At 64.6% G+C, this 18,733-nt stretch carries 20 protein-coding genes and 1 rRNA gene; 13 read left to right on the forward strand and 8 right to left on the reverse strand.

Features of this window, described 5'->3' with window-relative positions; translation table 11 throughout:
• Positions 1–245: 245 nt before the first annotated feature.
• The 5 genes from ACFPN5_RS08115 to rrf form a co-directional block, all read right to left on the reverse strand.
• Positions 246–2,696: a penicillin acylase family protein gene (locus ACFPN5_RS08115; protein WP_379781952.1), complete on the reverse strand. Its 2,451-nt coding sequence runs from the start codon at positions 2,694–2,696 to the stop codon at positions 246–248.
• A 176-nt stretch (positions 2,697–2,872) separates the two neighbouring features.
• Entirely contained in the window at positions 2,873–3,688 is an 816-nt protein-coding gene (locus tag ACFPN5_RS08120; protein WP_379781954.1) for a M48 family metallopeptidase, read from the reverse strand.
• Positions 3,654–4,151, reverse strand: coding sequence for a YbjQ family protein (locus ACFPN5_RS08125; protein ID WP_379781956.1), 498 nt, complete (start codon positions 4,149–4,151; stop codon positions 3,654–3,656). Before ACFPN5_RS08125 ends, ACFPN5_RS08120 begins: the two co-directional genes overlap by 35 nt.
• Position 4,152: 1 nt before the next feature.
• Entirely contained in the window at positions 4,153–4,470 is a 318-nt protein-coding gene (locus ACFPN5_RS08130; RefSeq protein WP_379781958.1) for a YbjQ family protein, read from the reverse strand.
• Positions 4,471–4,660: 190 nt separating this feature from the next.
• Positions 4,661–4,773: ribosomal RNA gene (rrf, locus tag ACFPN5_RS08135) — 5S ribosomal RNA — on the reverse strand.
• 146 nt (positions 4,774–4,919) lie between these two features.
• Between rrf and ACFPN5_RS08140 the strand changes: the two genes are divergently transcribed.
• The 11 genes from ACFPN5_RS08140 to ACFPN5_RS08190 all read left to right on the forward strand — a co-directional run bounded on the left by ACFPN5_RS08140 (position 4,920) and on the right by ACFPN5_RS08190 (position 14,968).
• Positions 4,920–6,419, forward strand: a complete 1,500-nt coding sequence (locus ACFPN5_RS08140) for a B12-binding domain-containing radical SAM protein (protein ID WP_379781960.1) — start codon at positions 4,920–4,922, stop codon at positions 6,417–6,419.
• Between the two features lie 56 nt (positions 6,420–6,475).
• Positions 6,476–7,612: an MlaE family ABC transporter permease gene (locus tag ACFPN5_RS08145; RefSeq protein WP_379781962.1), complete on the forward strand. Its 1,137-nt coding sequence runs from the start codon at positions 6,476–6,478 to the stop codon at positions 7,610–7,612.
• Positions 7,609–8,520 (forward strand): ABC transporter ATP-binding protein, encoded by a 912-nt coding sequence (locus tag ACFPN5_RS08150; protein WP_379781964.1) that lies wholly within the window; start codon positions 7,609–7,611, stop codon positions 8,518–8,520. Before ACFPN5_RS08145 ends, ACFPN5_RS08150 begins: the two co-directional genes overlap by 4 nt.
• A gap of 1 nt (position 8,521) precedes the next feature.
• On the forward strand, positions 8,522–9,469 hold the full coding sequence (locus ACFPN5_RS08155) for an MlaD family protein (RefSeq protein ID WP_379781966.1): 948 nt from the start codon (positions 8,522–8,524) through the stop codon (positions 9,467–9,469).
• 8 nt (positions 9,470–9,477) lie between these two features.
• On the forward strand, positions 9,478–10,119 hold the full coding sequence (locus ACFPN5_RS08160) for an ABC-type transport auxiliary lipoprotein family protein (protein ID WP_379781968.1): 642 nt from the start codon (positions 9,478–9,480) through the stop codon (positions 10,117–10,119).
• Complete coding sequence (locus tag ACFPN5_RS08165) at positions 10,116–11,273, forward strand: VanZ family protein (RefSeq protein WP_379781971.1); 1,158 nt, start codon at positions 10,116–10,118, stop codon at positions 11,271–11,273. Before ACFPN5_RS08160 ends, ACFPN5_RS08165 begins: the two co-directional genes overlap by 4 nt.
• Before the next feature lie 39 nt (positions 11,274–11,312).
• On the forward strand, positions 11,313–11,642 hold the full coding sequence (locus tag ACFPN5_RS08170; protein WP_379781974.1) for a (2Fe-2S) ferredoxin domain-containing protein: 330 nt from the start codon (positions 11,313–11,315) through the stop codon (positions 11,640–11,642).
• A 23-nt stretch (positions 11,643–11,665) separates the two neighbouring features.
• Positions 11,666–12,301: an alpha/beta hydrolase gene (locus tag ACFPN5_RS08175; RefSeq protein ID WP_379781976.1), complete on the forward strand. Its 636-nt coding sequence runs from the start codon at positions 11,666–11,668 to the stop codon at positions 12,299–12,301.
• Positions 12,302–12,410: 109 nt separating this feature from the next.
• Positions 12,411–13,556: a D-alanyl-D-alanine carboxypeptidase family protein gene (locus tag ACFPN5_RS08180; protein WP_379781978.1), complete on the forward strand. Its 1,146-nt coding sequence runs from the start codon at positions 12,411–12,413 to the stop codon at positions 13,554–13,556.
• Between the two features lie 178 nt (positions 13,557–13,734).
• Positions 13,735–14,655 (forward strand): aldo/keto reductase, encoded by a 921-nt coding sequence (locus tag ACFPN5_RS08185; RefSeq protein WP_379781980.1) that lies wholly within the window; start codon positions 13,735–13,737, stop codon positions 14,653–14,655.
• A 4-nt stretch (positions 14,656–14,659) separates the two neighbouring features.
• Positions 14,660–14,968 (forward strand): metal-sensitive transcriptional regulator, encoded by a 309-nt coding sequence (locus ACFPN5_RS08190; protein ID WP_379743932.1) that lies wholly within the window; start codon positions 14,660–14,662, stop codon positions 14,966–14,968.
• Here the strand turns inward: ACFPN5_RS08190 and pssA are convergent.
• Positions 14,965–15,762: a CDP-diacylglycerol--serine O-phosphatidyltransferase gene (gene pssA / locus ACFPN5_RS08195; RefSeq protein WP_379781982.1), complete on the reverse strand. Its 798-nt coding sequence runs from the start codon at positions 15,760–15,762 to the stop codon at positions 14,965–14,967. The genes ACFPN5_RS08190 and pssA overlap by 4 nt on opposite strands.
• A 141-nt stretch (positions 15,763–15,903) precedes the next feature.
• Here pssA and ACFPN5_RS08200 point away from each other — a divergent pair, with 141 nt between their 5' ends.
• Positions 15,904–16,926, forward strand: a complete 1,023-nt coding sequence (locus ACFPN5_RS08200; protein ID WP_379781984.1) for a CAP domain-containing protein — start codon at positions 15,904–15,906, stop codon at positions 16,924–16,926.
• Positions 16,927–16,999: 73 nt separating this feature from the next.
• On the forward strand, positions 17,000–17,551 hold the full coding sequence (locus ACFPN5_RS08205) for an Hpt domain-containing protein (RefSeq protein WP_379781986.1): 552 nt from the start codon (positions 17,000–17,002) through the stop codon (positions 17,549–17,551).
• A 13-nt stretch (positions 17,552–17,564) separates the two neighbouring features.
• Here the strand turns inward: ACFPN5_RS08205 and ACFPN5_RS08210 are convergent, their stop codons facing one another.
• Both ACFPN5_RS08210 and ACFPN5_RS08215 read right to left on the reverse strand, forming a co-directional pair.
• Positions 17,565–17,777, reverse strand: coding sequence for a hypothetical protein (locus tag ACFPN5_RS08210; RefSeq protein WP_379781988.1), 213 nt, complete (start codon positions 17,775–17,777; stop codon positions 17,565–17,567).
• 355 nt (positions 17,778–18,132) lie between these two features.
• The gene (locus tag ACFPN5_RS08215; protein ID WP_379781990.1) at positions 18,133–18,711 is read right to left on the reverse strand and encodes a DUF1439 domain-containing protein; all 579 of its coding nucleotides are present in this window, start codon (positions 18,709–18,711) and stop codon (positions 18,133–18,135) included.
• Positions 18,712–18,733: the final 22 nt, after the last annotated feature.

The following is an 18,733-nucleotide window of genomic DNA, read 5'->3' on the forward strand; positions in this document are numbered from 1 at the left end:
GTGTTCTGCGAATCGTTTTGTTCGTCAGCAGCAGAGAGATGAGATTATGCAGTGTTTCGCATTGCTCGTCAAACTCTTTTTACTTCACCCTGCTGTTCGTAGCGCACTTTCGACATTCTCAACTACTTGATTTCGTTGAGTGTTTCGCGGTGCGACTGCAGCAGGAGGCGAATTATAGCGAACCCCGGCGCTGGTCTGCAAGCCTCTTTTTTCGCGCCGGGATTCTCGTTAAGTTCCGCTTCAGCTTACTCCGTCAGCGTCAGCAGCATATAGTTGGGGTCGGCCTTGATCTTGTCCTGGGCGAACGGCAGTATTGGCCACTCCTTGCGCGAGAAGGCCCCCAGCTGGTCGGTGTAATACGGCGAACGCGGATTGGTCGACTGCCCATAAGTGAGCACTGCCTGCGCAAGCGGCCCTGCGTCGTCGAAGGTCACGGTCTGGATATAGCTCTGTCCCCAGTGCACGCCGTTGTAGCCGGTTGCGGTCAAGCCGCTGCGCATGGTCAGCGAGTTGTACGAACCGTCGATGTTGCCGATGCCGCCGTGCAGCGGGTAGCGCTTCCCGTTGCGGGTCTCGGTCTGGTAGTCGCCGAGGGCGCCGTCCAGCGGGATACCGAGCGCCTGCAGCTTGAGCGCCGCATTCTTCAGTGCGGTCAGCATCGCCGGCACGGCCCCCGGGGCGACGCCATGGGGCGTGTTCACCGGGTCGGCCGGATTGAACGGCACCGCCCACTTGTTGGGAATGCTCGCCGCCGTATTCCAGAACTCGCGGAACAGCACCGCGCCGCGGCTGTCGATGTTCACCTTGCGGTCCCAGGCGCCGAGTGCCGCGCAGGCCTGCAGCAGGACCTGGTCGCTGCCGGCCGAGCAGGCCGGCAGCAGTTCCGGCAGCACGAGTTCGGCGGCATGCAGGCGGTTCGCGAACGCCAGGGTCTGCAACTCGTGCAGTCCCAGTTTCTTGCCTTGGGCGATCAACTCCTCGACCTGCCTGAAGCCGATCCGCGTGCGCAGGCTCTGCTCGACACCGACGCGGCCGTACAGTGGCGAGAAGCCGAGCGGCGCCGGCCCCGTCAGCAAGGCTTTCGGGTTTGTCAGCCAGTAACTGTCGTTGGAGTTGCCGACATAATCGGTACGCAGCATCGACGGACCGTTCACCGGGGAGAAAATGCCGGCGGGGGCGTTCGCGTCCTGGCCCCAGGCGCAACTGCTGCGCGAACCGTCGAACATCAGGGCCGCCGGCAGGAGCAGGCAGCCGTTGCCGAACTTGGTGGCGTCCATATGCGGCACCACGCTGGCATCGGCATACAGGGCATTGCCGGCACGGTCGGCGGCCACCGTGTTCACCCAGGGCAAACCGACGACCTGGTCGAGCGAGGCCTTGAGCGATTGCACGCTGGTGGCCTTGCCGATGCCGAGCCATTGCTCGAGCATGCGGGTGTTGTTGCGGTTCGGGTCAGCCAGTACGTAAGCGTTGCTGGCAGTCCAGGTCATGCCCGCTTCCGGCCGGACGATCACGGCGCCCTGCTGGCTGAACCAGAAGGTCTTGCTGCGCTTTGCCAGCGTGCCGTCCGCCTGCAGGACGTCGACCGCCACCGTTTTCGACGTCATCTTGACCGGCTTGCCGTCATACAGGTAAGTCGTGCCAGTGGCGTCGCCCGGATCGAGGGCCAGCCGGAAGGTCGTGAAGTGGATCGCGGTGGTGACCGTATGGCTCCAGGCGACGTCGCGGTTGAAGCCGATGACGATCGCCGGCACGCCGCCAATGATGACGCCCATCGCATCATAGCGGCCGGGGACGGTCAGGTGGGCCTGGTAGAAACGGTCGGACGAGGTCCATGGATAGTGCGGATTGCCGAGCAGCAGGCCACGGCCGTTGGCGGACAGATCCTTGCCGACCGCCAGCCCATTGCTGCCGATGCCCTGCCGGTTGAATTTATCCAGCTGGGCGACCAGGGATGCCGGGTCGAGCTTCGCCTTGCCTGCGCGGGCTGCGAGGCTGACCGTGCCGCCGACCGCGCGGCCGGCGGCCACGAAGTCTTTGGAGAACACCTGGCCCGAGGCATGCAAGGCTTTCTCGGCCATGATCAGGTACATGTCGTCCACCGTGATCGGGCGCACCCACTTGGCATCCTTGCAGGCGGCCGGATACTGGCCGGCGAAATTCGTCACATAGCGGTTATAGCCTTCGACATAACCTTCGACCAGCTCACGCGGCTCGGCGCTGCCCGCGGCATAGTTGGCGCGCAACTGGTTGATGTCGAGATAGCCCTTGAAGAAGAAGTCGCTGTCCTCGTTCTTGAGGTCCATGAAGCCGCTGGCCGCGCCGTATTCGTCGCCCGTGCGCTGGGGCGCCTTGGCCTCGCCGCCAAAGAATTGCGAGCGCTCACCGCGCACGGTCAGCACGGTATCGGCGAACATGCACAGGTTGTCCTGGGCGTAGGCATACGCCAGCCCATAGCCGAGGCTGCGGAAATCGTTGGCACGCACGTGCGGCACGCCATAGGTGGTGCGGGCGACGTCGACATTGATGCGGGAAGCCGTCACGACCGGCGGGGGCGGCGTGGTCCCGGGGGCCGGCTTGTCGGAATCACTGCAGCCGGCCAGGACGAGCAGGCAGCTTGCGGCGATGCCGGCTTGCAGCGAACGAGAAAAACAAGGGGAAAGGCGGCGCTGTGGGGCGCCAGGCTGACGTTTCATGTTAACGCTTTCTGCGGCCTTGCCGCGTGCGAGATGAAAAACGAATGAACCCTTGGAGCGCGTAAAGCCGCCCCATATTGACGCGGAGATACAGTTTGATCGCCAGCCAGCCTTTTTTAACCTAGCGAAGTTGATGGGTTGTGCCATCTTGATGCCGATCTTGCGGACCCGGCTATTTATTGTGCCTGAGTAAAGGGCCGCACGGGCCCGCTTTTCATGCCGTTTTTCACCATGGCGGCCTGCAGCGCGCCGATGCGCGCGTCCATCGCGGGATGCGAGGCGACATAGTGGGAACCGGGCAGGCCGCTGCCCTGCTCCTCCCGCAGCGCGCTGAAGAATTCGGTTGCCCCGCCGGCATGGCCGTAGCGGCAGTGGAGCACACGCAGCGCCAGGGCGTCGGCCGCCGATTCGCGCGCACGCGAATAGCTGCTCTCGCCCAGATGCTGCGCCGGCGCCAGCACGCCGGCCAGCGCCGAATTGTCGCCCGTGACGAGCGCAGCCAGGCCATACAGCACGATGCCCCGGCCCAGCGCCCGCAGGTGGTCGCGATGGGCGAGGTGGCCCAACTCGTGCGCCAGCACAAAGGCCAGGCCATTTTCCGACTTCACGCGGTCCAGCAGCCCGGAAAACACATAAATGGTCCCGCCCGGCACGACCATGGCGTTCGGCGTGCTTGAATCGGCGAGGCGCACTTGCGCCGGTCTCGCCAGAGCGATACAGGGACGCAGGCTGTCGGCCAGCGCCTGCAGCTGGGCCTGGCGTGGATCGGCCTTCACCGGCGCGGCCGGCATGTTCGCAGCAATGATGCGTGTCAGCGACGCTTCGGTGCCGGGCTCCATGCGGTCGACCACCGCATCGACAAGCAAGCCCAGCAGGAAGAAGACGAGCAGCGCCAGCGCAGCCAGCCCGCCCAAAATCAGCAGGAAATCCTTGAGCGGATGCTCCTGCGTGACATTGTCATTCCGCTCTGGCAGCGACGGCGTGTATTTCATGCTGTGGCGGGTGGGCGAAGTACAGTGCGGTGCCGTAGGCGAAGACCTCGACCGCGCTCACGCCGCCGGCATTGGTGGTCGACAGCGGCGCCGTTTCCAGGCGCAGGTTGACGATTTCGTGCGCGCCCCGGCAACGCTCCTTCAGGCGCAGCACCGCTTCGCGCCTGGCGCGGTCGAGCAGGCTTTCGTGCGACTTCACCCGGCCACCGATGACCGTGCGCAGTGCCGCCGCGGCGCGCTTGAAATAGTCCGCCGAGACGACCGTGCCTGCGGTGACGAGCTCACTGCGCGTGACCCGTCCGTCCGTAACAGGATGCCGCCCCGCCGTCGTCGGCAGGTGCAGCCAGGCCTGTTCGCGCGCGTGGATCGAGCGGTAGTGGCGCTTCTCGGCAATCTGCCCAAAGACATAGCCAAGGACGATAGGCACGCCCCAGAACAGCAGCAGAAGAAGAAGTGGTTCCATCTCAGCTGCGCACGGTCACCGCGGTGCCGTAGACGTAAATCTCGGCGGCGCCGGCCGCGACCGACGAGGTCGAGAAACGTACATTCACGATGGCGTTCGCGCCCATCTGCTGGGCCTGCGCCTTCATGCGCTCGATCGCCTGCTCGCGCGACTCTTCCAGCAGTTCGGTATAGCCGCGCAGCTCGCCGCCGACGATGTTCTTCAGGCTTGCCATGATGTCGCGTCCGACGTGCTTGGCGCGCACCGTGCTGCCGGAGACGACGCCGTGGCTGGTCGTGATCGTCATGCCGGGGATGGTTTCGATGTTGGTCATGAACATGATGGCTTCCTTAATTGCTGAGCATGCATTCTATGCATGTTTCTTTGCCAATTGCAATTAGGAAAGCAATCGCGATGGACAGGCGCTACAGGCGGGAGGTGCAGGCAGGAGGTGAAGGCAGGGTGCAGGCAGGAGGTGAAGGCGAAAAAAAACCCACTGAGATCACTCAGTGGGTTTTCTTCTATAACTAGCCTGACGATAACCTACTTTCACACTGGTTGCAGCACTATCATCGGCGCAAAGTCGTTTCACGGTCCTGTTCGGGATGGGAAGGGGTGGGACCGACTTGCTATGGTCATCAGGCATAACTTGCTGGGAGGCTGTTCCACAACTGGGCAACAGATCCCTGAATTCCAAGGCCGCATTCTAACAGGCAATATCTGCCAGCGCCAGCACCGATTGCGACGCCAGCGCGTAAAATGGCCCCTTTGCCGATCCAGTGCCCGTCCATGACCATCCTGCTGTCCACCCTTAACGCCCGCTACACCCACGCCTCGCTGGGACTGCGCTACCTGCTGGCGAACATGGGGCCGCTGGCACCCGAAACCCGCATTCAGGAATTCGTCATCGGCGCCAAGACCGCCGACGTAGTCGAGCGCCTGCTGCTGCACAGCCCGCAGATCGTCGGCTTCGGTGTCTATATATGGAATGTCGAGGAAACGACGAAAGTCGTGGCCATGCTCAAGCGCGTCGCGCCCGAGGTGATTGTCGTGCTGGGCGGCCCGGAAGTGTCGTTCGAGACGAATGAACAGGCGATCGCCAGGCTGGCCGACTACGTCGTCACCGGCTGGGGCGACGTCACCTTCCCGAAGCTGTGCGCGGAGATCCTGGATGGCCCGAAGCCCTTGATGAAAATCCACGCCGGGGTCCAGCCGCCCATGGCCGAGATCGCCCTGCCCTACGCTTTGTACAGCGACGAAGACATCGCGCACCGCACCTTATATGTGGAAGCCTCGCGCGGCTGCCCCTTCAAATGCGAGTTCTGCCTGTCGTCGCTGGACAAGACCGCGTGGCCTTTCCCGCTCGACGCCTTCCTGGCCCAGCTGGAAAGCCTGCACGCCAGAGGCGCGCGCCTGTTCAAGTTCGTCGACCGCACCTTCAACCTGAACGTCAAGACGAGCCAGCGGATCATGCAGTTCTTCCTCGACAAGCTGGCAGCGAACCCGGAAGACCCGGTCTACGCCCACTTCGAGCTCGTGCCCGACCACCTGCCGGAGCCGCTGAAGCAGACGATCGCCCAGTTCCCGCCGGGCGCCCTGCAGTTCGAGATCGGCATCCAGAGTTTCAATCCGGAAGTGCAGGCACTGGTCAGCCGCAAGCAGAACAACGAGAAGGCGATGGAGAACATCCGCTGGCTGTGCGAGCACTCGCAAGCGCACCTGCACGTGGACCTGATCGCCGGCCTGCCCGGCGAGGACATCGCCAGTTTTGCGCGCGGCTTCGACCGCCTGGTCAGTCTGGGCGCGCACGAGATCCAGTTCGGCATCCTGAAACGCCTGCGCGGCACGCCGATCATCCGCCACACCGAGCCCTACGCGATGGTCTACGACCCGGCGCCGCCCTACACCGTGCTGGCGACGGGCCTGATCGACTTCCCGGCCATGCAGCGCCTGGTGCGCTTTGCCCGCTACTGGGACCTGGTGGCCAACTCGGGGCGCTTCGCCAACACCGTGCGCGAGCTGCTGGGCGTGCGCCCGTTCGAGAACTTCATGGCCTTCTCGGACTGGATCTACACGAAGACGGACGCGACGCACCGCATCGCCCTCGAGAAGCTGGCGAAGCTCGTCGTCGAGTGGCTGCAGGTCACCGGCATGGAGCGCGACCGGGCCGCCGCGCTGGTGGCGAGCGACTACGCCGGCAGCGTCGACGGCGCCGGCAAGTCGAAAGAAAAGGATAAAACTTCCGTCGTCGCCGCCCCTGCAAGGCAGGTCCGCCACCTTGCGGCCTGAGCACGCTAGGGGCATGGTCCATGGCAGAGTCGGCCAATTCCTTTTACACTGCAACAATGCAGATTGAAAATACGCCAATATTGACGATTCAACCTTCCGCCGGCGGCGCGGCGCAATCTGTCATGGCGACCGGTGTCTGGCAGGTGCATGCGCTGAGCCAGAAAGGCCAGCTCAAGGGCATCAATCGGATGCTGGCCGGCCTCAAGAACAAGGGCGAACTGGAGTGGGACCTGACGGGCGTGGCCAGCCTCGACCACATCGGCGCCCAGCTGCTCTGGAATGCCTGGGGCAAGAAGCGCCCGTCCAGGCTGCAGCTCGACCCGCGCCAGGAAGAGCTGTTTGCCCGTATCGAGCAGGCCAGCCGGGTCAATTTGCCGCGCCATAAAGTCAGCCCGCTGAACTGGATCATCGTCCTCGGCCAGGGCTTATTGAGCTTCTTCGAGCACCTGCACGGTTTTGTGGAACTCATCGGCCGCCTGATCCAGGACCTGGGCCGCTTCATCCGCCGCCCGAACACCGGGCCCTGGCGCGAGATTTCGGCCAACATCTACCATTCCGGCTTCCAGGCGCTGGGCATCACGGCCCTGGTCGGCTTCCTGATCGGCGTGGTGCTCTCCTTCCTGTCCGCGCAGCAGCTGCGCCAGTTCGGCGGCGACATCTACCTGGTCGACATCCTCGGCATGAGCGTGGTGCGCGAGCTCGGCCCCCTGCTGGCGGCGATCCTGGTCGCGGGCCGCTCGGGCTCCTCCATCACCGCGCAGCTGGGCGTGATGCGGGTCAACGAGGAACTCGACGCCATGCTGGTGATGGGCATCTCGCACGGCTACCGCCTGATCATGCCGAAAGTGGTGGCGCTGGCGATCGCGATGCCGCTGCTGGTGGTCTGGACCGACGCCATGGCCCTGCTCGGCGGCGCCGCCTCGGCCAAGCTCGAGCTCGGCCTGTCGTTCCGCTACTTCCTGCAGAAGCTGCCGGACGCGGTGCCGATGGCGAACTACACGATCGGCCTGCTGAAAGGCATGACCTTCGGCATGCTGATCGCGCTCGTGTCCTGCCACTTCGGCCTGCGCATCAAGCCGAATACCGAAAGCCTGGGGCGCGGCACCACGACCTCGGTGGTCACCTCGATCACGGTCGTGATCCTGGCCGACGCTGTGTTTGCGATCGTGTTCAGTGGGGTTGGTTTCCGATGATCGATAAAGAACGTGCACCCCAGCAGCGCAGTCCTCAACAGCGCAGTCCTCAACAACTTAACCGCAAACCGGAAGAAGACGTCGGCCCGCCGGTGGTCGAGATCTGCAGCCTGTGGACCAAGTTCGGCAAGACCGTCATTCACCAGGACCTGAACCTCGAGATCTATGCGGGCGAGATCCTGTCGATCGTCGGCGGCTCGGGCACCGGCAAAACCGTGCTGCTGCGGCAGATGCTGGGGCTGGAGCGGCCCTCGCGCGGCTGCGTGCGCGTGTTCGGCGAAGACATCAGCGAGGCCGGCCCCGAACAGTTGCAGCGCATGCGCAACCACTGGGGCATGCTGTTCCAGCAGGGCGCGCTGTATTCGGCGCTGACCGTGTTCGACAACATCGCCCAGCCGATGCGCGAACTGCGCGCACTGCCCGAAGACGTGATCCGCGATGCGGTGCTGCTGAAAATGGACATGGTGGGCCTGGGCGCGGAACACGCGAACAAGATGCCGTCCGACCTGTCGGGCGGGATGACCAAGCGCGCGGCCCTGGCACGCGCGCTGGCCCTGGAGCCGCGCCTGCTGTTCCTGGACGAGCCGACCGCGGGCCTCGACCCCGATGCGTCGGACGCGTTCGTCACGCTGATCCAGGCCCTGCACCGGGAACTGAAACTGACCGTGGTGATGGTCACCCACGACCTCGATACGCTGTTCGCGCTGTCCTCGCGCATCGCGGTCCTGGCCGAGAAGCACGTGCTGGCGGTCGGACCGTCACGCGACGTGCTGCGGGTGAACCATCCGTTCATCAAACAATTCTTCCTCGGCGGCCGCGGCCAGCGGGCACTCGAAGTGCTGGACGAACGAGATGAGGAACGCGATGAGGATCGCGACGAAGCCGCCGAGGAGGAACCAAAGGAGTGATATGGAAAACCGATCTTATGCCCTGATGACAGGCGTCTTCACGATTGCCCTGCTGATTGCCACCGTGCTGGCCGGCCTCTGGCTGAACCGCGACAAGACCGAACGATCGCCCTATGAAATCGTCACCACCCAGTCGATCCCGGGCCTGAACCCGCAGGCCACCGTGCGCTACCGCGGCCTGGAAGTGGGCCGGGTGGAAGAAATCGTGTTCGACCCGAAGGTGACGGGCCAGATCATGATCCGACTGTCGATCGAAGAAGGCTCGCCCATCACGACCACCACCTTCGCTTCGCTCGGCTACCAGGGCGTGACCGGCATCGCCTTCATCCAGCTCGACGACGACCGCACCGGCTCCCCGCTGCTGAAAACCGATCCGGAACACGTCGGCCGCATCCCGCTGCGCCCGGGCCTGCTGGACCAGCTGGAAAAGCGCGGCGTCGCCATCCTCGACCGCACCGAACAGATCACGGAGCGCCTGAATAACCTGATGAGCGACGAGAACCAGAAGACCATCATCGGTGCCTTCGACAACATCAGCAAGGCCGCCGTTGCCTACGGGGAGATCCCCGAACGCCTCGGCCCGACGATCGACAAGCTGCCGGCCCTGGCAAACAAGATCGACAAGAGCCTCACCTCGTTCGACAGTTTTGCCGCCAGCGCCACCACGACCGTTCAGAACTACGACCGCCTGGCTACCGGCCTGCAGGCGCCAGACGGCCCGATCAACCGCCTGAACGACGCCATCGGCTCGCTCCAGGGCGTCACCAGCGACCTGGAAGCGGAAACCCTGCCGCACCTGGTGCGCATGACCGACGAAGCGCGCACCGCGCTGCGTTCGGTGCGGCGCACCTCCGACGCGATTGGCGACCGCCCGCAAAGCATCCTGTTCGGCGGTCCCAACCAGCAACCCGGCCCCGGCGAACCGGGCTTCGTCGCCCCGACCAAATGAGGCTTACCTTGAACACCACCCTGCCCCGCATCCTCGGCGCCGCCGCTTTTGTCATCACTGTCGCCGGCTGCGCGTCCGGCAACAAGGCCCCCGCGAATACCGCGTTCGATTTCGGGCCGCTCGGTGCACCTGTCAGTGCTCCCCTCGGTGCTCCCTCGACGCAGGCTGCGCAGGCGCCCATGGCCGCCATCGTCGTGATGGACGCGACCGGTTCGCCCGCGTTCGAGAACGAGCGCATGGTCTACCGCCTGAACTACGACGATCCGCTGCAGGCGCGCACCTATGCCTATGCGCGCTGGGCCGCCAATCCGCTGCTGCTGGTAACGCAGCGCCTCAAATCGCGGCTGGCCCAGGCCGGCATCAAGGTGCTGTCGGCAACCGACTCGAACACGAACGTGCCGGTCCTGCGCCTCGAGATTGACGACTTCTCGCATGCCTTCGCCAGCGCGGCCCAGAGCGAAGGCGTTGTCGTGCTGCGCGCCTCGGTGTTCAACAGCCACACGCTGCTCGACCAGAAAACCTTCAGCCGCGCCACTCCCGCGCCCAGCGCGGATGCTCCCGGCGGCGCGCGTGCGCTGGCCGCCAGCACCGACGGCGCCGCTGCCGACATCACCGCCTGGCTGGCTGGCATCGATACCCGCAAGCGATGACCGCAACCGACGCGCCGGTGGACGACAGGGGGGTGCCAAGCGAAGAACGGCGCCGCCGCGGCTCGCCCATCTCGCGCGCGGCGCTGCTGGCCTACCTGCTCCTGATCGTCTACGCCAGCTGGTTCCCGTTCACCGGCTGGCGCAGCAACGGGCTGCCGCTGCTGTCGTTCATGAACCTGGTCAAGCAGCGCTACTGGACCGGCTTCGACGTGATGGTCAATATCGTCGGCTACGTGCCGCTCGGCGTGCTGCTGGTGCTGGCGCTGTATCCGCTGGTGCGCGGCGTGTGGGCGGCGCTGCTGGCCGCGATCATCGGCTTCCTGGTCTCGGGCACGATGGAAGCGGTGCAGAACTTCCTGCCGAGCCGCGTGCCCTCGAACCTCGACCTGCTGACCAATTCGGCCGGCGCATTCATCGGCGCCTGCATCGGCCCGCTGCTGGCGCGCGGCCTGCTCCTCGAGGGCCGCCTGAACCGGCTGCGCCAGCGCTGGTTCGCGCCGCACGCCAGCCAGGGGCTGGTGCTGTTGGCGCTATGGCCGCTGGCCCAGATCTACCCGCAAAGCTTCCTGTTCGGGCATGGCCAGGTGCTGCCGATTATCTCCGGCTGGCTGTCGGCATTGTTCGACGAAGACATCGACCTGGTCGCCATGCTGCGCCCGGGGCCGGCGATGAGCGTCGAACAGTACTGGCTGTCGGAAACCATCATCACTGCCTGCGGCATGACCGGCGCGGCGCTCACCCTGCTCTGCCTGCTGCGCCGGACTGCGCCGCGCTACACGCTGGTGCTGGTGATGATAGGCGCCGCGCTGTTCATGAAGGCCCTGGCCAGCTCGCTCCTGTTCCGGCCCGATAATGCTTTCGTCTGGATCACGCCCGGCGCCGAAGGCGGCTTCCTGATCGGCCTCATCATGCTGGCGGGCCTGGCGTTCGCGCCGCAACTGGCGCAGCGGCGCCTGGCGGTGGTGACGCTGATCCTCTCCCTGATCGTGGTGAACACGATTCCCGCCAACCCGTATTTCACGCTCACGCTGCAGGGCTGGGTGCAGGGCAAGTTCCTGAACTTCAACGGGGCCGCCCAGTTCCTGTCGCTGATGTGGCCGTTCTTCGCCCTCTGGTTCCTGCTGCTGCCCTCGCATAAACTCAATCGCGGGTAAGATTGCGGCTGGTTGATATGCCCTACCGACGGGACTGACATGAACGACGATAAAAAACCTTTTTACGAACATCACGTGTTCTTCTGCATGAACGTGCGCGAGGGCGAGAATTGCCGCCAGAGCTGCGGCAAGGCCGGCGCCGAGATCGCGCAAAAGCATGCGAAGAAGCGCATCAAGGCGCTCGGGCTGAACGAGCCGGGCAAGGTGCGCATCAACCAGGCCGGCTGCCTGGAACGCTGCGAAGAAGGCCCGGTCGTGGTCATCTACCCGCAAGGCACCTGGTACACCTATGTCGACACCGCCGACATCGACGACATCATCGACACGCACATCCTCGGCGGCCAGGTCGTCGAGCGACTGAAAATCTGACGTCTGAATCTGATTATTTACACATGAACAAGTTTTCGAAACGCTTCACCCTCGACGGCCCTGCCGGCAAAATGGAATGCATGCTCGACCTGCCGGAAGCGGCGCCGCGCGGCATCGCCCTGGTCGCCCATCCGCACCCGCTGTACGGCGGCACGATGGAAAACAAGGTGACGCAGACCCTTGCCCGCACCTTTGTCACGCTCGGCTATGCGACGGCGCGCTTCAATTTCCGCGGCGTCGGCCAGTCCGAGGGCGTGCATGACCGCGGCCACGGCGAAGTCGACGACATGGCCTTCATGATGGCGCACATGCAGGAGCAGTATCCAGGCCTGCCGGTGGCGCTGTCGGGTTTTTCGTTCGGCACCTTTGTCCAGGCCCAGCTGCACGCGCGCCTGGAAAACGAGGGCCAGCCGCACGCGATCGAGCGCATGGTGCTGGTGGGTTGTGCCGCCGGCAAGTGGCCGATGCCGCACGTGCCCGAAGACACGATCCTGATCCATGGCGAGCTGGACGATACGATCACCCTGCAGATGGTGTTCGACTGGGCGCGGCCTCAGGAAATCCCGGTGATCGTGATCCCGGGCGCCGACCATTTCTTCCACAAGCGCCTCAATCCGATCAAAAATCTTGTCATGCAAATGTGGCGCCGTGACAATTGAGCGCGTCACTGGCCTATAATTAAGCACTTCAATGATTCCATGCTGTTGGGCAACGTTTCTAAAGCGTTGTTCGCAGCATCCGCACCACCCCTACTGATACATAGCTCCCATGAAAAAACTGATTGCGGCCGTAGCCGCCAGCTTGCTGACGATTTCGGCGAGCGCGCAAACCGTGCCTGCCCCGCAGATCGCCGCGAAATCGTGGCTGCTGCTCGACGCCACCAGTGGCCAGGTCATCGCGGCCCAGGACCCGAACACCCGCATCGAGCCGGCATCGCTGACCAAGATCATGACCGCCTACGTCACCTTCCAGGCGATCCGCGACAAGAAACTGGCCCTGAACACCATGGTCAACGTCTCGCCGCGCGCCTGGAAAGTCGATTCGAGCAGCTCGAAGATGTTCATCGACCCGGCCACCCCGGTGAGCGTGGACGACCTGCTGCATGGCCTGATGGTGCAGTCGGGTAACGACGCCGCCGTCGCCCTGGCCGAAGCCGTCGCCGGCGACGAAGGCACCTTTGTCGTGCTGATGAACCGCGAAGCCCAGCGCATGGGCCTGAAAAACACCCGCTTCGCCAATCCGCACGGCCTGCCGAGCCCGGACAATTTCTCGACCGCGAACGACCTGGCGCGCCTGGCCTCGAACGTGATCCGCGACTTCCCCGAGTTCTACAAGATCGACTCGGTCAAGCAGTTCACCTATAACAAGATCACCCAGCAGAACCGCAACCGCCTGCTCTGGCTCGACCCGACCGTGGACGGCATGAAGACCGGCCACACCGAATCGTCCGGCTACAGCATGATCGCCTCGGCACGCCGCCCGAACGGCGCCAGCGGCCAGCGCCGCCTGATCTCGGTGGTCTCGGGCGCCAGCTCGGATGGCGTGCGTACCCAGGAAAGCCAGAAGCTCCTGAACTGGGGCTTCCAGAACTTCGACACCGTCAAGCTGTACTCGAAGGGCCAGCCGATCGCCACGCCGGAAGTGTGGAAAGGTGCGCAGTCGAACGTGAAGATCGGTTTTACCAACGACATCCTGGTGACGGTACCGAAAGGCGTCGCCGGCAAACTCAAGCCTGTGCTCGAGCGCAAGGACCCGCTGATGGCCCCGCTCGCCCGCAACGGCCGCGTCGGCACGCTGCGCATGATGGTCGACAACAAGCCGCTGCTGGTGCTGCCGGTCGTCGCGCTGGAAGAAGTGCAGGAAGCGAGCATTTTCGGGCGCGCCTGGGACTCGGTGCGCTTGATGGTCAAGTAAGCGGTAACGCTGCTAAACAAAATGCCCGCCCGGTTCGCCCGGCGGGCATTTTTTGTTTGTTACCCCCAGATCTCTGCCGGAGGGACGTGGGGTCTGTGCAACCCACGCGACGGGAATGAGCTGTTTCAAGCCTCGCCGCTATAATGCACAGCTACCATCCCCGCCAAAAAGCCCACCCATGACCCAGCCCGCCACCCTCTCCTGTCCACGCACTTTTACCCGCAAGGATGGCCCCGAACTGTCGCGCGTCATTGCCGGCATGTGGCGCCTGGGCGAATGGGACATGTCGGTGCAGCAGCGCATCGCCTTCATCGAGGAATGCCTGGCGATGGGCGTGACGAGCTTCGACCATGCCGACATCTACGGCAGCTACGGTGTCGAAGCCTTGTTCGGCGCAGCCCTGCGCGCCCAGCCTTCGCTGCGCGCTCGCATGGAAATCGTCAGCAAGTGCGGCATCAAGCTGGTCTCAACAGCGCGCCCGGAACACACGATCCAGCACTACGACACGCGCCGTGAACACATCCTCGCCTCCGTGGACAACTCGCTGCGCCAGCTCGGGACTGATTATCTCGACCTGCTGCTGATCCACCGTCCGGATCCATTGATGAATTTCGACGAGGTCGCGGAAGCCTTTACCGGCCTGCAAGCCGCCGGCAAGGTGCGCCACGTCGGCGTGTCGAATTTCACGCGCCACCAGTTCGAATCCCTGAATCGCCGGGTGCCGCTGGCCACCAACCAGGTCGAGTTCTCGCCGTTGGCAACTGCGCCGATGTTCGACGACACCTTCGACGGCTTGCAAGACCTGGGCATCGCGCCGATGATCTGGTCGCCACTGGGCGGCGGGCGCCTGCTGACGAACGACGACGCCGGCACCGCGCAGCTGCGCGCCACGATCCAGGACATCGCAGACCGCATCGGCCAATCGTTTGTGAGCGTCGTGTTCGCGTGGATCATGGCCCTGCCGAGCCGCCCGCTGCCGCTGACGGGCAGCGGCAAGGTCGCCTCGATCGCCGCCGCGGTGGCCGCAACCGGCTTCACGCTCGAGCGCAGCGACTGGTTCGCGATCCTGCGCGCGGCGCGCGGTCACGAAGTCGCCTGACGCCATGGCCGAGCCGGTCAAGATTGTCGAGGGAAGCGCGCTGACGGCGCAGCAGAAGAAGGATTTGCTGAACCGCCTGGCCCGCATCGAGGGCCAGCTGCGCGGGGTGCAGAAACTGATCGCGCTGGCGGCCGAGCCGGCGGACTGCGAAGCGGTCGCGCAGCAGATGGCAGCCGCGCGCAAGGCGCTCGACCGCTCGTTTGTTCAGCTGCTCACGGCCACTGTCGTAACCCACAGCGAAGGCGCCGAGGACCTGGACGCTGCGCGCGCCGTGGCGGCACGGCTGGCAGCCTTGCTCGACAAATTCGCCTAAAGTTTTTCCTCGCCCTCGTCCGTGTAGACGATCGGCGGGGCGACGCCGCGCCAGCCGTTGAGCCAGGCAAGGTTCAACAGCAGCGTCGCGCTGATGTAGAGCAGGAAGAACAACACGAAAAAGCGCGTCTGCAACATGATCAGGAGCAGGACGGCAACGGCCAGCACGACTACTATCCCTTTGGTCAGCTTTTGCTTGCTACTAGGAAACCTGACTGTCGACACCATCAGCGTGCCCACCGCTACCATCAGCGCCATCACGGCGAAGGCGCCGGCGGTGCTCCTGACCGGATCGGGCCAGGCCACCACCACTGCGGCAACGCAGGCGGCGCCGGCGGTGATCGGCATGCCGACGAAGTAGCGCGGATCGGTACGCCCGACTGAGATGTTGAAGCGGGCCAGGCGCAATGCGCCGCAGGCCACGAAGATGAAGCAGGCAAGCCCGCCCATGCGCACGATGGTCGGGTGCGCGGCGCCGAGCTGGGAGAAGCCGTAGCAGTACAGCAGCAGGCCAGGCGCGCAGCCGAAGTTCATGACGTCGGCGATCGAATCGAGCTGCACGCCGAAGTCGGACTGGGTGTTGGTGGCGCGGGCGACGAAACCGTCGAGCGCGTCGAACACCCCGGCTAGCACCAGCAGAATGGCGGCCAGCCGGAAGTCGCCGGGCGCGCCGACCTGGGCATTGTCGACCGTGATGACGATGCTGCCGAATCCGCAGGCGATCGACAGCAGCGTCACGAAACTCGGCAGGGCAAACTTGGCGCGCGCGAGGCGTGCAGATGGGGGTCGGTTCAATTCGTGTCCGGTCAAGAGAAGGGTGAACCTATTCTACAGGGCACGCGCCCGCCATCGCGCACGCTGCTCTTCGTCATGCGGATGGGTTTTGTCCTAGAATGTGCCACTTTGGCGTTATATACAAGAATCAGGAGTGCTGGGATGAGCGACATGCTGCGCGTGAGGATGATACTGGCGGGATGCGTCACCGCCCTGGCCCTGGCCGCTTGCGGCGGCGGCGGCAGCGATGGCGGCTCGGACACGGCCCAGCCGCCCCCGACCGGCAATACTCCCCCGCAGCCGACGACGCCGGCCAATCCCGATCCGCTCACGCCGCCTCCACCGGTGACGCCGACGCCGGTTGCTCCGGGCGCACCTATCCTGACCGGCAATATCGCCCTCGACGGACGCGAATGGATCAATTTCCGCCGCGCCCAGATCGGCATGACGACGCTGGCGCGCAGTACCGTGATCGATATCGCAGCGCAGGGCCACTCCGAGTACCAGCGCGTCAACAACACCATCACGCACGACCAGACGCCCGGCCGCCAGGGCTTCACCGGCGCGGCCCTGGCCGACCGCCTGCAGTCGGCCGGGTACGTATTCAACACCAGCAGGAGCCGGGCCTATGGCGAAGTCATTTCCGCCACCAGCAACGGCTCGGGCCAGTACATGGCCGAGGAACTGATCACCGCCATTTATCACCGTTTCGTGATCTTCGAACCGATATTCAAGGAAATCGGCACCGGCGCGGCGACGACCAGCACTGGCTATAACTATTTCACCGCCAACTTCACCGCCAACAACGGCTATGGAACGGGCCTGGCCAGCGGGGAGGTCGCGGTGTGGCCGTTCAGCGGCCAGACCGCAGTGCCGCGCAACTTCTTCAGCAATACCGAATCCCCCGACCCGGTACCTGACCGCAACGAAGTCGGCTATCCGATCAGCGTGCACGCCAATATCGACGCCACCATCCAGGTGACCACCTTCAGCGTGCGTCCACGCGGCGGCGCCGACATGACGGTGCGGCTGCTGACGAATGCGAACGACACCCATACCGGCCGCTCGTCGGCCGCGATCGTGCCGCTGGCGCCGCTGGCGGCGGGCACCGTCTACGACGTCAGCTTCGCCGGCACGGTCGGCGGCACCCCGGTGTCGCGCACCTGGTCGTTCACCACCCTCTGACCGCCGCTACCTCCTGATGACGCGCGGCCCCGGCTGTTCCCCATCCCGGTCCGGCGCTTTGCCGGCAATCGATGTGGAAGCCGGTGTCGAGCGCCTGATGGGCAACCGGCACATCTACCTGCGCGCGCTGGCGCGCTTTCGCACCGATTACCGCCATGCCGGCGCGGCCATTCGCGCCGCGCTCGATGGCGGCGACATGGCGCTCGCGCAGCGCCTGGCGCATACGCTCAAGGGTGCGGCGGGAATGATTGAAGCGGGCGCCCTGTCCGCGGCCACGCTGGCATTCGAACAGGGCCTGCGCAGCGGCGAGGACCATGTCGACGCCCTGTTCCTGCGCGTTGATGAGGCGCTTTCCCATGTGCTGCATGAACTGGAGGGCATGGCGCTCGCGCTGGAAGAGCCAGCGTCGCGGGCAACGCCTGCCGGGCCCCACACAAGGGCCAGGCTGCGCACTCTGCTCGACATCGGCGATGGCGCCGCGGTCGAGCTGGTCGCGGCGGCGCGCACCGAACTGGCGGCGGAACTCGGGGAGCGGGAATATGAAGCCTTGCGCGCGGCAGTGATGGTGTTCGATTACGAGCGCGCGCTGGAACTGCTGGACCAGCCAGATTTAGCCGGAAAATAAACGGCTGGCGATTTTAGCGGGTGTATTCGGCTTCTTCGTCGAAAGCGTCGGTGCAGTCCTTGCCGCAGAAGCGGCGCACACTGTCGACCGGCTTCTCGCAATACCAGCACGAACCCTTCGGGGGCAGGCTGAGCCGCGTCGGCCGTGTTTGCGCCGCGGCTGCGGCGGAAGCCATCGGCTCGCGCGCCACACTGTCGTTCATCACACTGTCTTGTATCGTTTCCAAGGTCGCCTCCTACCGCAGAACATCAATCCGTAAAACAATATTACTTTGGCGGAACATTACAAGACATGAGGCAACGCAATCAGATGCCCGATGTCCGGCAGCGCTGCCACAGCCGTTTTTGATGCTTCAGTGTGCGCCCAACCCGGCGCAGCCGCAATGTCGTTATCGCCGTCTGTTTACTGTTGCGGCAACCATGCAACACCTCGCCTGATGGGAGCGCTGTAGGTGTCAAAGCTGCGTCATTAGCGAGATCAGCTGCGGAAATCATAGCAGTAGCAAAGGCGCATTCCGGCCGCGTTCCAATCGTGCGCGCCGCTCGAAAGCCCTCTTTTGTGTAACAGAATGCAAGGCATTTTCAGCGCGGCTGGGCTGGCTCGAGCGACACGCGCAGACCGTTCGTCGTGGTCGCGATCCGGGTCGGCACGTACTGCACGCCGGCATAGCGCAGCTCTTCCATGCGGAAGCTGTAGACCGGAATATCGGGCAGGGCCCGGTCGAGCAGGCCGTTGGCGGCGCGCGCGAGCTGACGCTGGACCGACTCGTCGATGCCGTTAACGGCAAAGCGTTCGATGCGCGGCTCGGTGAGGTAGACGCCGTTGCGCCCCTGGTCGATATACAGGCGCCCCGAAAACGCCAGCGTGCCGGCGAGCGGAGTGCGCAGGAAGGTTTGCGCGACGCTGGCATCCACCGTCAGCGACACGCGGTCGCCCGGCAGCACGTTCAGTTGCGGACGAGACAGGCGCACGTCGAACAGTTCGAGCAGGCGGTTGTCGACGGGGAAACGGCGGTCGAGGCCGGCCTGCAGTTTATGCAGCGGCAGGTCGACCTCGCGCGGGCCGAGGATGCTGGCGCAGGAGACCAGCAGGACGGCGCCGGAAATGGCGGCCAGGCCCGTCAACAGTCTGCGCCGGGCGGGCAGGTTCTTCTCAAGCATGGTCACTCCTCTGTTTGCTTGA

This window comes from Massilia niabensis (assembly GCF_042655085.1).
GTDB classification, from domain to species: domain Bacteria; phylum Pseudomonadota; class Gammaproteobacteria; order Burkholderiales; family Burkholderiaceae_D; genus Telluria; species Telluria niabensis.